Origin of the sequence: Teichococcus deserti (assembly GCF_001982615.1) — a bacterium.
Taxonomy (GTDB): Bacteria; Pseudomonadota; Alphaproteobacteria; order Acetobacterales; family Acetobacteraceae; genus Pseudoroseomonas; species Pseudoroseomonas deserti.
In genome coordinates, this window is sequence record NZ_MLCO01000005.1 from 69,741 (window position 1) to 82,407 (window position 12,667).

Sequence of the window (12,667 nt, forward strand, 5' to 3'; positions counted from 1 at the left end):
GGAATGAATTCCCCTGGACCCCTTCTTTTTTTCTGTCAGTGCTGCCGCGCGGCCTTGGCCACATGGGACACATCACTGAATCGCAGCGCGACCTTTGAGGTCGCGCTGTTTTTGTATAGGGGCGTCCCGCCGTGATGCCTGGGCGAGGGTGCCGTTGAGGCGCAGGTCCGGCAACGGCCGGTCATCAGAAAAAAGATGGGGGTCTGGGGGAATTCATTCCCCCAGCCTTCAACCCTGTCTTCCTAAACCTGACTTTACTTCCGCTCGACGTTCCAGAAGACCGGAACGGTGGCCGCGAGGATCCCCGACAGGTTGCTGCGCCAGGCCGACTTGGTGCGGAACTGGCCGGCGTTGATATAGGGCAGCACTTCGTAGGCGCGGGCGTGGACGGCCTCCAGCAGGGCCGCGCGCTTGGTGGCGTCGGCTTCTTCCCACCAGGCGCGGCGCAGCTCGTCCAACTTCGTGTCGCAGGGCCAGCCGGTCAGGCCGCCTTCGCAGGGGCTGGCCATGTAGAAGTTGGACAGCGGGTTGCCGGCGTCCAGCGCGTTGGCGATGGTGACGAAGGCGTTCCAGCCGCCCTGGCTCGGCGCCTCGCGCCGGTTGCGGCGGACGGTGACGGTGGCCCAGTCCATCGTCTGCACGTCCATGGTCAGGCCGGCGCGCTTGAACTGCTCGGCCAGCACCAGGGTCGCGCCGTTGTTCAGCGGGTTGTCGGCGCCATTCAGGAAAACGACGGGCTGGTTGGCGTAGCCGGCCTCGCGCAGCAGGGCGCGGGCCTTCTCCGGCTCGGCGTTGCGCAGGCCGACGGCGCCGGCGGCGCTTTCGATGGGCGTGCCGCACATGAAGTAGGCGGGGCAGTAGGGCACCTGGTCCTCGGTGGGGATGCCCATGCCCTGCAGCACTTCCTTCTGGTCGATGGCGTGCAGCAGGGCCTGGCGCGCGCGCGGGTCGTTGAAGGGCGGCTGGCTGTGGTTGAGGCGCAGCCAGACCATGCTGCCGATCGGGTTGATCAGGCCGACGGTGACGCCGCGCGACCGCTGCAGCAGGGGCAGCAGGTCGGGGGCGGGGTGCTCGATGAAGTCGATCTCGCCGTTGGTCAGCGCGCTGCCGGCGACGGCGGCGTCGGGCATGGCGACCCATTCCAGCCGCTCGATCTTCACCACCTTGCCGCCGGCCAGGCCGTCGGCGGGCTCGGGGCGGGGGCGGTAGTTCGGGTTGCGGCGATAGACCGTGCGGTCGCCGATGCGCCAGGCGCCGGGGTCGAGGATGAAGGGGCCGGAGCCGGTGGGGTCGGTGATGGCCGTCGTCGCCGGCGTCTGGGCGATGCGCTCCGGCATGACGAACAGCGCGCTGCCGGTGGCGCGGGCCAGGGATTCGGTGACCGGGCCGAAGGGGCGGGCCAGCTTCAGCTCGAAGGTCTTGTCGTCGATCACGTCGAGCGAGGCGGTGGCGGCGAGCAATGCCTTGCCCACCACGTCGCGCGCGCCCCAGCGGCGGATCGAGGCCACGGCGTCCGCGGCGCGCACCGGCTGGCCGTCATGGAAGGCCAGGCCGTCGCGCAGCGTGAAGCGGTGCGTCATGGCGTCCGCCGAGACGGTGTGGGCGCCGACCATCTGCGGCTGCGGCAGGCCCTTGCCGTCGAGGGCGAAGAGCTGGTCGTAGACCATGAAGCCGTGGTTGCGCACGAAGGCGGCGGTGGAGACCACCGGGTCGATGCTGGTCAGCTCGTTGCTGAGCACGACGCGCAGCGTGCCCGTGGAAGTGCCGGTCGGCGCGGGCGCCGTCTGGGCGAGGGCGGGGGCGAGCGGCAGGGCGGCAAGGCCCGCGAGAAGAAGCGCGCGGCGCGACGCGGATTGGAGGCGCTGGAGCACGGCGAGGGCATCCTTGCGAGAGGCTGATGGGATGGGCGGCGATTCCGCGTCGTTTCACCCTATCAGGGTCGCGAAGTTTGCAGCAGGGTGGCAGCAACTTCCGCGGCGACAAAAGTGTTGCGCTGCCGGTTGCAGGATTTCGCTGGCGGGTCCATCCTGGCCAGGTATCGCAGGGCGCGCAGCGGGTTTCGCCGCAGTGCAGCGAAATGCCCCTGCCTTGGGCGCGTAAAGCACGGATTTGCCTCGAGCACAGGCAAGTCCGTTTAGTGCTGCGTTGCACAACTCTCACGACCGGTTGACGGGGCCGAGCGCGGCGTTGGACAGTCCCTCCCTCAAAGGGAGTTGGGGCTCATGAACATCGCAACGCCGCCGGCACGGCTTGCCTGCTCCGAGGATGAGTGGCGCGTCCGCTGCGACCTCGCGGCGCTGTATCGCCTGGTCGCGCATTTCCGGATGACGGATTTCATCTACACCCATATCAGCGCGCGCGTGCCGGGCCCCGAGCACCACTTCCTGATCAACAAGTATGGCGTGCTCTTCGACGAGATGCGCGCCAGCGACCTCGTCAAGATCGACCTGCACGGCAATGTCGTCGAGGAGGATGGCGAGTCCAAGCCGGTCAACGCCGCCGGCTTCACCATCCATTCCGCGCTGCACATGGCGAAGGAGGACGCCTTCTGCGTCGTCCACACGCACACCGCGGCCGGCATCGCGGTCTCGGCGCAGAAGCACGGGCTGCTGCCGATCAGCCAGCATGCGCTGAAGTTCTACGGCCACCTCGCCTATCATGGCTATGAGGGCATCGCGCTCGACCTCGACGAGCGCGACCGGCTGGTGCACGATCTCGGCTCGCACAAGGCGATGATCCTGCAGAATCACGGCCTGCTGGTGGCCGGGCGCAGCATCCCCGAGGCCTTCAACCTGATCTACTACCTGGAGCGCGCCTGCCAGGCGCAGGTCCAGGCCCTGGCCGGCGGCGGCGTCGACCAGCTGGTGCTGCCGCCCGAGGAGGTGCGCCAGCGCACCGCCGCGCAGTTCAACGGCAATCCCGAGAAGTCGCTGGCGCATAGCGAATGGGCCTGGGCCTCGGCGCTGCGCCTGATCGAAGGCAGCAAGCTGGACTGGCGCGCATGACCGCCGACCTTCTGATCACCGGCGGCCGCATCTTCCGCGGCCTGGCTCACGGCTATGCCGAAGCCATCGCCATCAAGGACGGCCGCGTGCTGGCCGTGGGCGATGCCGCGAGCGTCTCCGATGCCGCGGGTGCCGCGACCAAGCGCATCGACCTCGGCGGCCGCGTCGCGGCGCCGGCCTTCAACGAAGCGCATATGCACCTGCTCTCCTACGGCCTCGGCCTGAGCCAGGTGAACCTCCGCGCCGAGGAGGTCCGCACCCTCGACGAGGTGCTGTCGCGCATTGCCAAGGCCGCGAAGGCCACGCCGAAGGGCCAGTGGATCCTCGGCCGCGGCTATGACCATGGCGAGCTCGACATCGGCCGCCACCCGCTGGCCGAGGAGCTGGACCGCGCGGCGCCCGACCATCCGGTCTTCATCACCCGCACCTGCGGCCATGTCGCCGTCGCCAACACCGCGGCGCTGAAGATCGCCGGCGTCACCCACAACACCCCCGATCCCGAGGGTGGCGCCATCGAGCGCAAGAACGGCAAGCTCACCGGCCTCTTCGCCGAGCGCGCCATGCGCCTGGTGCGCGACAAGATGGCCCCGCCCTCGGAAGCCGCGATGGTCGACGCCATCGAGGCCGCCGGCCGCAACCTGGCGGCGCTGGGCTTCGCCTCGGCCTCCGACATGAATGTCGGCATGACCGCCGGCATGGCCGAGATCGACGCCTTCCGCCGCGCGGCCGCCGACGGGCGCCTGCTGCAGCGCATGTGGCAGGTGCTGGCCGGCAATCCGGAAGGCATCGCCGACGAGGCCTATGCCGCCGGGCTCCGCCCCAACTTCGCCCGCGGCGAGGATGCCGACGAGCTGCTGGCCTGGGGCGCCGTCAAGGTTTTTGGCGATGGTTCCGCGGGCGGGCTCACGGCCGCTTTCTTCGATCCCTATTTGGAAAGCGCCGGGGGCGGCACGGGCATCTTCTGCTTCCCCGACGACAAGATGCATGCCCTGCTGGCCAAGTTCCACCGCCAGGGCTGGCAGCTCGACATCCACGCCATCGGCGATGCGGCGATCGAGCAGGTGCTGGTCGGCATGGAGCAGGCGAGCTCGGCCGAGATGCCGATCGACGGCCGCCGCCACCGCATCGAGCATTGCGGCTTCCTCAACCGCGACCAGCGCAAGCGGATGCTCAAGCACGGCATCATCCCCGTGCCGCAGCCGGTCTTCATGTATGAGTTCGGCGATCTCTACGTGAAGAACCTCGGCCTCGCCCGGACCGAGGTCGCCTATCCGATGCGCACCTGGCTGGAGGAAGGGCACCACCCGGTCGCCTCCTCGGACAGCCCGGTCTGCACGGTCGACCCCTTCATCAACCTCTATGCCATGGTGACCCGCAAGAGCAGCCGCGGCACCGTGCTCGGCGCCGAGGAGACGCTGACGCCGGAGCAGGCGATGCATTGCTACACCTGGTGCGGCGCCCATGCGCAATTCGCGGAAGCGGACAGGGGCACGCTGGAGCCGGGCATGCAGGCCGATATCGCCGTCTTCTCGCGCGACCTTTTTGCCTGCGCGCCGGAAGACATCCTGACCACCAAGGCCGACCTTACCTTCCGGGGCGGCCGCGCGATCTTCGATCGGCATGGCGAGGCTGCGGCCCTCGCGGGGGCTGCGGACTAAATCCATGTTGCGTCATGTGCTTCAACGCCTGCTGCTGACCGTTCCGGTCATGCTGGGCGTGCTGTTGATCGGCTTCCTGCTGATGCAGGTGGTGCCGACGGACCCTGCCATCGTCCGCGCCGGCCCCACCGCCACGGTGGAGCTGGTCAACGAGATCCGTCGCGAGCTGGGCCTCGACCAGCCGCTCTATGTCCAGTTCGGCATCTACCTGTGGAAGCTGCTGCAGGGTGACCTGGGCGTCTCCATCATCAACAACGTCGCCGTCACCCAGGAACTCGCCGGCACCATCGGCCCGACCCTCGAGCTGATGTTCGCCTCGCTGTTCTGGTCGATCCCGATCGGCATCGCGCTGGGCACGGTCGCCGGCTATTGGCGCGGCTCGGTGCTGGACCGTGCGGTCACGGCGTTTTCCGTCGCCGGCGGCTCGGTGCCGGTCTTCTTCCTCGGCCTGATGCTGATCTGGTATGTCGGCTTCCAGTGGCAGCTGCTGCCCTTCACCGGCCGCGGCGGCCCGCTCTGGACGCTGGAGGGCTGGCAGGCCATCGCCCTGCCGGCGCTGACGCTCGGCGGCACCTTCATCGCGCCGGTCGCCCGCATGACCCGCACCGCGGTGCTGGAGGTGCTGAGCGCCGAGCATGTCCGCACCGCCCGCGCCAAGGGCCTGGGCGAGGGCGCCGTGGTGCTGCACCATGCGCTGCGCAACGCGCTGATCCCCGTCGTCACCCTGATCGGCCTGCAGATCGGCTTTCTGCTCGGTGGCGCGGTCGTGACCGAGACCGTCTTCTCCTGGCCGGGTGTCGGCCGGCTGGCCGTCGGCGCCATCCTGTCCTCCGACTTCCCGATGGCCCAGGGCACGATCATCGTGCTGTCGCTCGGCTTCATCATCGTCAATCTGGTGGTCGATGTGCTCTATGTCGCGCTCGATCCGCGCATGCGGGGGCACTGAGCCATGGCCAGCGTGAACTCCACGGCGGCCGCCGCGGCGACGCCGGTGCCGGCCTCGATGCCGAAGCGCCCGGGGATGATGAAGCGCCTGCTGAAGGAGCCGGTGGCGGCCATCGCCTTCGCTCTCGTGGTGGCGCTGATCGGTGCCGCCGTCTTCGCCCCCTGGCTGGCGCCGACCGACCCCTTCGACAATGACCTGGCCAATGCCATGGCGGTGCCGGGGACCGAGGGGCTGCTGCTCGGCGCCGACAGCCAGGGCCGCAACATGATCACCCGCCTGCTCTACGGGCTGCGGGTGACCATGACGATGGGCCTGGCCTCGGTGCTGCTGGGCGGTGTGGTCGGCGCGCTCGTCGGCTTCTCGGCCGCCTTCTACAGCCGCATCGACGGCGTGCTGATGCGGCTGATGGACGTGCTGCTGTCCTTCCCGGCGATCCTGTTCGGCCTGGCCATCGCCGCCATCTTCGGCCCGGGCATCCCGGCGGTCGTGCTGGCGCTCTCGGTCGCGACCGTGCCGCTGATGGCGCGCATCGTCCGCGGCGCGGCGCTGGTCGTCATGCGCATGGACTATATCGAGGCGGCGCGCTCGACCGGCATGGGCGACGCCCGGCTGATCCTGCGGCATCTGGCGCCCAACTGCCTGTCGCCGATCTTCGTCTTCGCGACCTTGCGCTTCGGCCAGGTGATCCTGCTGGGCTCGGCGCTGTCCTTCCTCGGCCTTGGCGCGCAGCCGCCGCTGGCCGAGCTCGGCGCCATGGCCTCCGAGGGACGCAACTTCCTGTTCTTCGCCCCGCATATCGCGGTCATCCCCTGCGTGCTGATCTTCGTGGTGGTGCTGGCCTTCAACGTGCTGGGCGACGCGCTGCGCGACGCGCTGGACCCCCGGCTGCGCAGCTGATTCTTTTGCGGGACCGGTCCGCCTGCCCGCGGACCGGACCCTCTGAGCTTTCCGGCGGTGCTTCCCCGAGCGCCGCCGGCACCAGGGTCAATAAGGCCCCAGGACGGTTTTGCGCGGCCCGCGCGGGTGGGCCCGATCCTTTCAGCGAGAACGGAGCCCCGAAAGCGGGATCCGCAGGAGAGGCGTGATGAAGAAGACCCTGGCGGCAGCCATGCTGTCGCTGGCCGCGGTGGCGCCCGTCGCCGATGCCCTGGCCCAGGCCGCCCCGCGCGACACGCTGGTCGTGCTGCGCGAATACGATGCCGACCGCTACGACCCGGCGCGCTCCACCGCGCGCAGCGCCGGCGAGGTCATCTACATGATGTCCGACACGCTGGTCTCGCTCGACTTCGACCAGAAGACGGTGCGCCCGGGCCTGGCCGAGAGCTGGACGGTCAGCCCCGACGGCAAGCTCTACACCTTCAAGCTGCGCCAGGACGTCACCTTCTGCGACGGCAAGAAGATGACGGCGGCCGACGTGGTCTACACCATCAACCGCTGGATCGCGCCCGAGACCCGCAGCCCGGTGCGCTGGCGCGCGGGCCCGGTGAAGGAGGTGCGCGCCACCGACCCTTACACCGTCGAGTATGAGCTGACCGAGCCCTTCGGCGAGCTGCTCTACCAGCTGACGCTGTTCTTCGCGTCCATCGTCGACAAGGACAATGTCGAGAAGCTGGGCGCCAATTTCGGCGTGCAGGGCTTCAATGGCACCGGCCCCTATTGCTGGCAGTCCTGGACGCCGCGGCAGGACATGGTGCTGACGCGCCACCCCAACTACACCTGGGGCCCGCCGATCTACCAGAACCGCACGCCGCAGATCGGCCGCGTGATCTGGCGCATCATCCCCGAGGCCAACACGCGCCTCGCCGCGCTGCAGACCGGCCAGGGCGACATCACCCAGTACGTCCCGCCCTTCGCGGTGGCGCAGCTGCAGCGGGTGCCGACGGTCAAGGTCGCGACCCAGCCCAACTACTTCTGGGACTTCTTCCTGGGTTTCAAGGTCGACAAGCCGGTCGTCAACGACCCGGTGGTCCGCCGCGCCATCAACATGGCGATCAACCGCGAGGCCATGGTCAAGGCGGTGTTCTTCGGCGCGGCGCAGCCGGCCGACGCCTATGTCAACCCGAACACCCTGGGCTACGACGCCGAGGCGGCCAAGCTGGTGCCCGCCTATGACCTCGAGGCGGCGAAGAAGCTGCTGGACGAGGCCGGCTGGGTGCCGGGCCCCGACGGCATCCGCTTCAAGGATGGCGAGCGCGCCTCCTTCAACGTCTATGGCATCCAGAACGCCGAATGGCGCCGCATGACCGAGGCGATGCAGGCCGACCTGCGCCGCGTCGGCATCGAGATGCGCATCCAGCTGTGGGATGCGACGGTGGCCTGGGGCAAGCTGGCGACGCAGGAATTCGACAGCTTCGTCATGTCCTATCCCTATATCTCGGCGACCGACGGCTTCGCGCTCTACTTCGACGGCGCCAACCGGCCGACGCCGAACCGGATGAACTGGAACGACGAGCGCACCAACCAGCTTCTTGCCGCCGCCAAGACCGGGCTGACGCCGGAAGCCCGCGCCGCCGCCATCGGCGAGGCGCAGCGCATCATCGCGCAGAACAACGTCTGGTTCCCGATCGCGCGGGAGAATCTCTACGTGGCCTCCTCCCAGCGGGTCGAGGGCGCGCGGGCGCACGGCATCTATGGCGCGGGCCTCTACAAGGGCCTCGACCTGCGGCTGACGCGCTGATCTAGAAGCAAGAAGAAGGAAAGGGCAGGGACATGGCCACCACCGTCATCCGCAACGCCGACCTGGTCATCGCCTGGGACGCGACCGAGAAGCAGCACATCTATCTCACGGATGCGGAGGTGGCCTATCGCGACGGCCAGATCACCTTCGTTGGCCGCGGCTATGACGGCCCGGCCGATGAGGTGATCGACGGCAAGGGCATGATGGTCATGCCCGGCCTGGTGAACATCCACTGCCATCCTTCCTCGGAGCCGATGAACAAGGGGCTGATCGACGAGATCGGCTCCCCCGGGCTCTATAATTCCTCGCTCTACGAATACATGCCGATCTTCCGCGCGGACGCCGAGGCGGTCCCGTCCTGCGTCCGCGTGGCCCTGTCGGAGCTGCTGCTCTCCGGCGTGACCACGGTCGCCGACCTGTCCATGGCGCATCCCGGCTGGCTCGACCTGCTGGGCGAGAGCGGCATGCGGGTCTGCATCGCGCCGATGTTCCGCTCGGCGCGCTGGGCCACCAAGAACGGCCACACGGTCGAATATGCCTGGGACGAGGCCGCCGGCGAGAAGTCGATGGCCGAGGCCTTCAGCCTGATCGAGCGCGCCGAGCAGCACCCCTCGGGGCGCCTCTTCGGCATGGTGGTGCCCGCCCAGATCGACACCTGCTCCGAAACGCTGCTGCGCGAAAGCTTCCAGGAAGCTGCGAAAAAGAACCTGTCCTGGCAGATCCACGCGGCGCAGAGCGTGCACGAGTTCCACGAGATCACCCGCCGCAGCGGCTTCACGCCGATCGGCTGGCTCGACAGCATGGACCTGCTGTCCGAGCGCTCGATCATCGGCCACGGGATTTTCCTCGACGACCACCCGCGCACCAAGTGGCACACGGAGAACGACCTGGATCGCCTGGCGGCGACGGGAACGACGGTGGCGCATTGCCCGACGGTCTTCGCCCGGCGCGGCATCGCGATGCGGTCCTTCGGCCGCTACCGCAAGCGCGGCGTCAACATGGGCGTCGGCACCGACACCTATCCGCACAACATGCTGGATGAGCTGCGGCTCGTCTCCTACCTGGCGCGCACCCAGTCCGAGGACCCGCGCAGCCTGAGCTCCACCGACCTGTTCGACGCCGCCACCATCGGCGGCGCCCAGGCGCTGAACCGCGACGATATCGGCCGGCTGGCCCCGGGCTGCCGCGCGGATTTCGTCATGGTGGATGTCACGCATCCGCAGATGCGCCCCGCCCGCGACCCGATGCGCAGCCTGATCTACGCGGCCGGCGACCGGGCGATCCGCTCGGTCCATATCGACGGCCAGGCCGTTGTGCGCGACGGCAAGGTGCTGACCATGGACTATGAAGGTGCGGCGGCGCACCTCGATGAAGCGCAAAAGAGAATCATCGCGCGGGCGCCGCAGCAGGACTGGGCGCATCGCCCGGTCGACAAGATTTCTCCTCCCACTTTTCGATGGGCGTGATGCAGCCGGATCTTCTGCGTATCGAAGGCCTTCGCACGGTCTTCAAAACCTCCTCCGGCCTGGTGCGTGCGGTCGACGGCGTCGACCTGTCGGTCCCCCGCGGCCGGACCCTGGGCATTGTCGGCGAGAGCGGTTGCGGCAAGTCGATGCTGTCGCTCTCCATCATGCGGCTGGTGCCGCCGCCGGGCAGGACCACCGAAGGCCGCGTGCTGCTGGAGGGCCGCGACCTGCTGCAGCTCTCCACCAGCGAGATGCGCCAGGTGCGCGGCGGCCAGATCGCCATGATCTTCCAGGAGCCGATGACCTCGCTGAACCCGGTGCACAGCATCGGCCGCCAGCTGGTCGAGGCGATGAAGGTGCATTCCGGCCATCTCTCGGCCAAGGACCTGCGCGACAAGGGCATCGCCGCCCTGAAGCGCGTCCGCATCCCCTCGCCGGAGCGGCGCTTCGACGAATACCCGCACCAGCTCTCGGGCGGCATGCGCCAGCGCGTCATGATCGCCATGGCGCTGGCCTGCGAGCCGCGGCTGCTGATCGCCGACGAGCCGACGACCGCGCTCGACGTCACCGTGCAGGCGCAGATCCTCGACCTGCTGCGCGAGCTGCAGCAGGAGACGGGCATGTCGATCATCCTGATCACCCATGACCTGGGCGTCATCGCCGAGATGGCCGACGAGGTCGCCGTCATGTATGGCGGCCGCGTGGTCGAGCGCACCACGGCGCGCGAATTGTTCGAGGACCCGCAGCACCCCTATACCCTCGGGCTGCTGGGCTCGGTGCCCCGGCTCGACGAGGAGCGCGACCGGCTGCTGGCGATCGACGGCGCGGTGCCGCCGCCCTTCGCCTTCCCGCCCGGCTGCCGCTTCAACCCGCGCTGCCCCTTCTCGATCGGCCCCTGCCGGGTCGACATGCCCGCGCTGCGCGAGATCGTGCCCGGCCATGAGGCGGCCTGCCTGCGCGCGCCCGTCGAGAACGCCCTGGCGATGGAGATGCCGCAATGACCACGCCGCTGCTCGAGGTCGAGGGCCTGCAGAAGCACTACCCCGTCAAGAAGGGCATCGTGCTGCAGAAGCAGGTCGGCGCGGTCAAGGCGGTGGACGGCGTCTCCTTCACCGTCAACCGCGGCGAGACCCTGGCGCTGGTGGGGGAATCCGGCTGCGGCAAGTCGACCACGGCGCGGCTGGTGCTGCGGCTGATCGAGCCTTCCGCCGGCACCATCCGCTTCGACGGCCAGGACGTCACCAAGGTCGGCGGCGGCGCCATGCGGGCGCTGCGCCGGCGCATGCAGATCGTCTTCCAGGACCCCTATGCCTCGCTCAACCCGCGGCTGACGGTCGGCGACGCCATCGCCGAGCCGATGGCGGTGCATGGCATCGGCAACGCCGCCTCGCGCCAGGCCAAGGTGCAGGAGCTGCTGCGGCTGGTCGGGCTGCAGCCCTTCCATGCCGAGCGCTATCCGCATGAATTCTCCGGCGGCCAGCGCCAGCGCATCGGCATCGCCCGCGCCCTCTCGGTGGAGCCCGAGCTGGTGGTCTGCGACGAGCCGGTCTCGGCGCTGGACGTCTCGATCCAGGCGCAGGTCGTCAACCTGATGAAGGACCTGCAGGCCCGGCTCGGCCTGTCTTATCTTTTCATCGCGCATGACCTGGCGGTCGTGAAGCACATGGCTGACCGCATCGCCGTCATGTATCTCGGCGCGGTGATGGAGATCGGCGGCAAGCAGGCGCTCTTCGCCAAGCCACGCCATCCCTATACGCGGGCGCTGCTGGCGGCGATCCCGCATCCGGACCCGGCGCGGCGCGGCCGGGTGACGCCGCTGGGCGGCGACGTGCCCAGCCCGCTGGCGGTGCCGCCGGGATGCCGCTTCCACACCCGCTGCCCCTTCGCGCAGGAGCGCTGCAAGCTGGAGGTTCCCCAGCTGCGCGACGTCGGCGACGGCCAGCAGGTGGCCTGCCACTTCTCCGAGACGCTGCCGGATGCCGGGCTCGACTATAGCGGCGGGCTGACCGATGCGGCGGCGCGGCGGCTCGCGCTCTACGACGCGGCGCGGCGCAAGGCGGCCTGACCGGCGCGTGCGCGCATGAGGCGCGTCGCCGGGATCACATGCGCAGACATCGGCCGGGCCGGGGAGCGATCCCCGGCCCGCTTCGTTTCAGAGGCCGTGCGCGTAGTCGGAGAAGACCGGGATCGGCATGGTCGAGGCCGCGCTGGCGCCGCCCGCCAGCCCGTCGAGCTGATCCTCGGACATCTCGCCCTGGCGCGACAGGATCCAGCTCTGCACCGAGCGGCGGTCGATGCCATAGCCGGCGGCATTGGCATGCATGATCGCCTCGTCCAGCGTCACGCCGGGGCGGGTCATCGCGGCGCGCAGCGCCAGCTGGCCCTCCAGCTCGGCCAGCAGGCGGTCGATCTCGGCATGGCTCATCGGAGGCTCCCCACTTTCGACGTCACTTGTTGAACAGCGGCTGGTCCAGCAGGTCGCCGCCGGACAGGCGGTCGAGCTCCTCGGCCGAGAGCTCGCCCTCGCGCGCCGCCAGGAAGCGCTGGGCCTCCGCCGGTTCGACGGCATAGCCGGCGGCATGGGCCAGGGCGATGCCCTGCTCCAGCGTCAGCCCGGGCGCGGCGAGGCTCGCCTGCAGCGAGGGGTTCTGCGGCAGCTCCTGCAGCAGGCGTTGCAGCTCGGTCATGATGGCGTTCCGGGGGCTGGGGGCGGGTCGGGCGCGGCTGGCCTCCAGGAAGGCGCGGGCGCTGTCGTCATCCACCGCATAGCCCGCGCCCTGCAGGGCGGCGAGCGATTCGGCGGGCGCCGACGCGGCCGGGGTCTCACCGGGCGGCAGGCGCGTCAGCAGGCCATGCGGAGGGCGGCGTGTCATGGGGCCGCAGCCTAGCCAGAGGGGCGGCGGATGTCCCCGCGG

Annotated in this window: 11 protein-coding genes; 8 read left to right on the top strand and 3 right to left on the bottom strand. The window is 69.4% G+C overall.

Annotated elements, in window-relative coordinates; translation table 11 throughout:
- Window positions 1-254: 254 nt before the first annotated feature.
- The gene (locus BKE38_RS00875) at window positions 255-1,871 is read right to left on the bottom strand and encodes an ABC transporter substrate-binding protein (RefSeq protein WP_076955481.1); all 1,617 of its coding nucleotides are present in this window, start codon (window positions 1,869-1,871) and stop codon (window positions 255-257) included.
- Window positions 1,872-2,222: 351 nt separating this feature from the next.
- Here BKE38_RS00875 and BKE38_RS00880 point away from each other — a divergent pair, with 351 nt between their 5' ends.
- The 8 genes from BKE38_RS00880 to BKE38_RS00915 all read left to right on the top strand — a co-directional run bounded on the left by BKE38_RS00880 (window position 2,223) and on the right by BKE38_RS00915 (window position 11,817).
- On the top strand, window positions 2,223-3,005 hold the full coding sequence (locus BKE38_RS00880; RefSeq protein ID WP_076955482.1) for a class II aldolase/adducin family protein: 783 nt from the start codon (window positions 2,223-2,225) through the stop codon (window positions 3,003-3,005).
- Window positions 3,002-4,663 carry an amidohydrolase gene (locus BKE38_RS00885; protein ID WP_076955483.1) on the top strand — a complete coding sequence of 554 codons (1,662 nt, stop codon included), beginning with the start codon at window positions 3,002-3,004 and terminating at the stop codon, window positions 4,661-4,663. Before BKE38_RS00880 ends, BKE38_RS00885 begins: the two co-directional genes overlap by 4 nt.
- A 4-nt stretch (window positions 4,664-4,667) precedes the next feature.
- Window positions 4,668-5,609, top strand: coding sequence for an ABC transporter permease (locus tag BKE38_RS00890; protein ID WP_076955484.1), 942 nt, complete (start codon window positions 4,668-4,670; stop codon window positions 5,607-5,609).
- A 3-nt stretch (window positions 5,610-5,612) separates the two neighbouring features.
- A complete protein-coding gene (locus tag BKE38_RS00895; RefSeq protein ID WP_076955485.1) occupies window positions 5,613-6,506 on the top strand; it encodes an ABC transporter permease in 894 nt (297 codons plus the stop codon).
- Window positions 6,507-6,693: 187 nt separating this feature from the next.
- A complete protein-coding gene (locus BKE38_RS00900) occupies window positions 6,694-8,286 on the top strand; it encodes an ABC transporter substrate-binding protein (RefSeq protein WP_076955486.1) in 1,593 nt (530 codons plus the stop codon).
- A 32-nt stretch (window positions 8,287-8,318) separates the two neighbouring features.
- Entirely contained in the window at window positions 8,319-9,752 is a 1,434-nt protein-coding gene (locus BKE38_RS00905) for an amidohydrolase family protein (protein ID WP_076955487.1), read from the top strand.
- Entirely contained in the window at window positions 9,752-10,753 is a 1,002-nt protein-coding gene (locus BKE38_RS00910; RefSeq protein ID WP_076955521.1) for an ABC transporter ATP-binding protein, read from the top strand. The genes BKE38_RS00905 and BKE38_RS00910 overlap by 1 nt, the downstream gene beginning before the upstream one ends.
- Complete coding sequence (locus BKE38_RS00915; protein ID WP_076955488.1) at window positions 10,750-11,817, top strand: ABC transporter ATP-binding protein; 1,068 nt, start codon at window positions 10,750-10,752, stop codon at window positions 11,815-11,817. The genes BKE38_RS00910 and BKE38_RS00915 overlap by 4 nt, the downstream gene beginning before the upstream one ends.
- Window positions 11,818-11,904: 87 nt before the next feature.
- On the opposite strand, the gene BKE38_RS00920 is transcribed toward BKE38_RS00915, so the two are convergent.
- Entirely contained in the window at window positions 11,905-12,177 is a 273-nt protein-coding gene (locus BKE38_RS00920) for a hypothetical protein (RefSeq protein ID WP_076955489.1), read from the bottom strand.
- A gap of 22 nt (window positions 12,178-12,199) precedes the next feature.
- Window positions 12,200-12,625 (bottom strand): Nif11 family protein, encoded by a 426-nt coding sequence (locus tag BKE38_RS00925; RefSeq protein ID WP_076955490.1) that lies wholly within the window; start codon window positions 12,623-12,625, stop codon window positions 12,200-12,202.
- Window positions 12,626-12,667 lie beyond the last annotated feature (42 nt).

Coding starts and splice junctions, on each gene's coding strand:
- BKE38_RS00880 (WP_076955482.1), top strand. CDS start 2,223: ATGAACATCGCAACGCCGCCGGCACGGCTTGCCTGCTCCGAGGATGAG.
- BKE38_RS00885 (WP_076955483.1), top strand. CDS start 3,002: ATGACCGCCGACCTTCTGATCACCGGCGGCCGCATCTTCCGCGGCCTG.
- BKE38_RS00890 (WP_076955484.1), top strand. CDS start 4,668: ATGTTGCGTCATGTGCTTCAACGCCTGCTGCTGACCGTTCCGGTCATG.
- BKE38_RS00895 (WP_076955485.1), top strand. CDS start 5,613: ATGGCCAGCGTGAACTCCACGGCGGCCGCCGCGGCGACGCCGGTGCCG.
- BKE38_RS00900 (WP_076955486.1), top strand. CDS start 6,694: ATGAAGAAGACCCTGGCGGCAGCCATGCTGTCGCTGGCCGCGGTGGCG.
- BKE38_RS00905 (WP_076955487.1), top strand. CDS start 8,319: ATGGCCACCACCGTCATCCGCAACGCCGACCTGGTCATCGCCTGGGAC.
- BKE38_RS00910 (WP_076955521.1), top strand. CDS start 9,752: ATGCAGCCGGATCTTCTGCGTATCGAAGGCCTTCGCACGGTCTTCAAA.
- BKE38_RS00915 (WP_076955488.1), top strand. CDS start 10,750: ATGACCACGCCGCTGCTCGAGGTCGAGGGCCTGCAGAAGCACTACCCC.
- BKE38_RS00920 (WP_076955489.1), bottom strand. CDS start 12,177: ATGAGCCATGCCGAGATCGACCGCCTGCTGGCCGAGCTGGAGGGCCAG.
- BKE38_RS00925 (WP_076955490.1), bottom strand. CDS start 12,625: ATGACACGCCGCCCTCCGCATGGCCTGCTGACGCGCCTGCCGCCCGGT.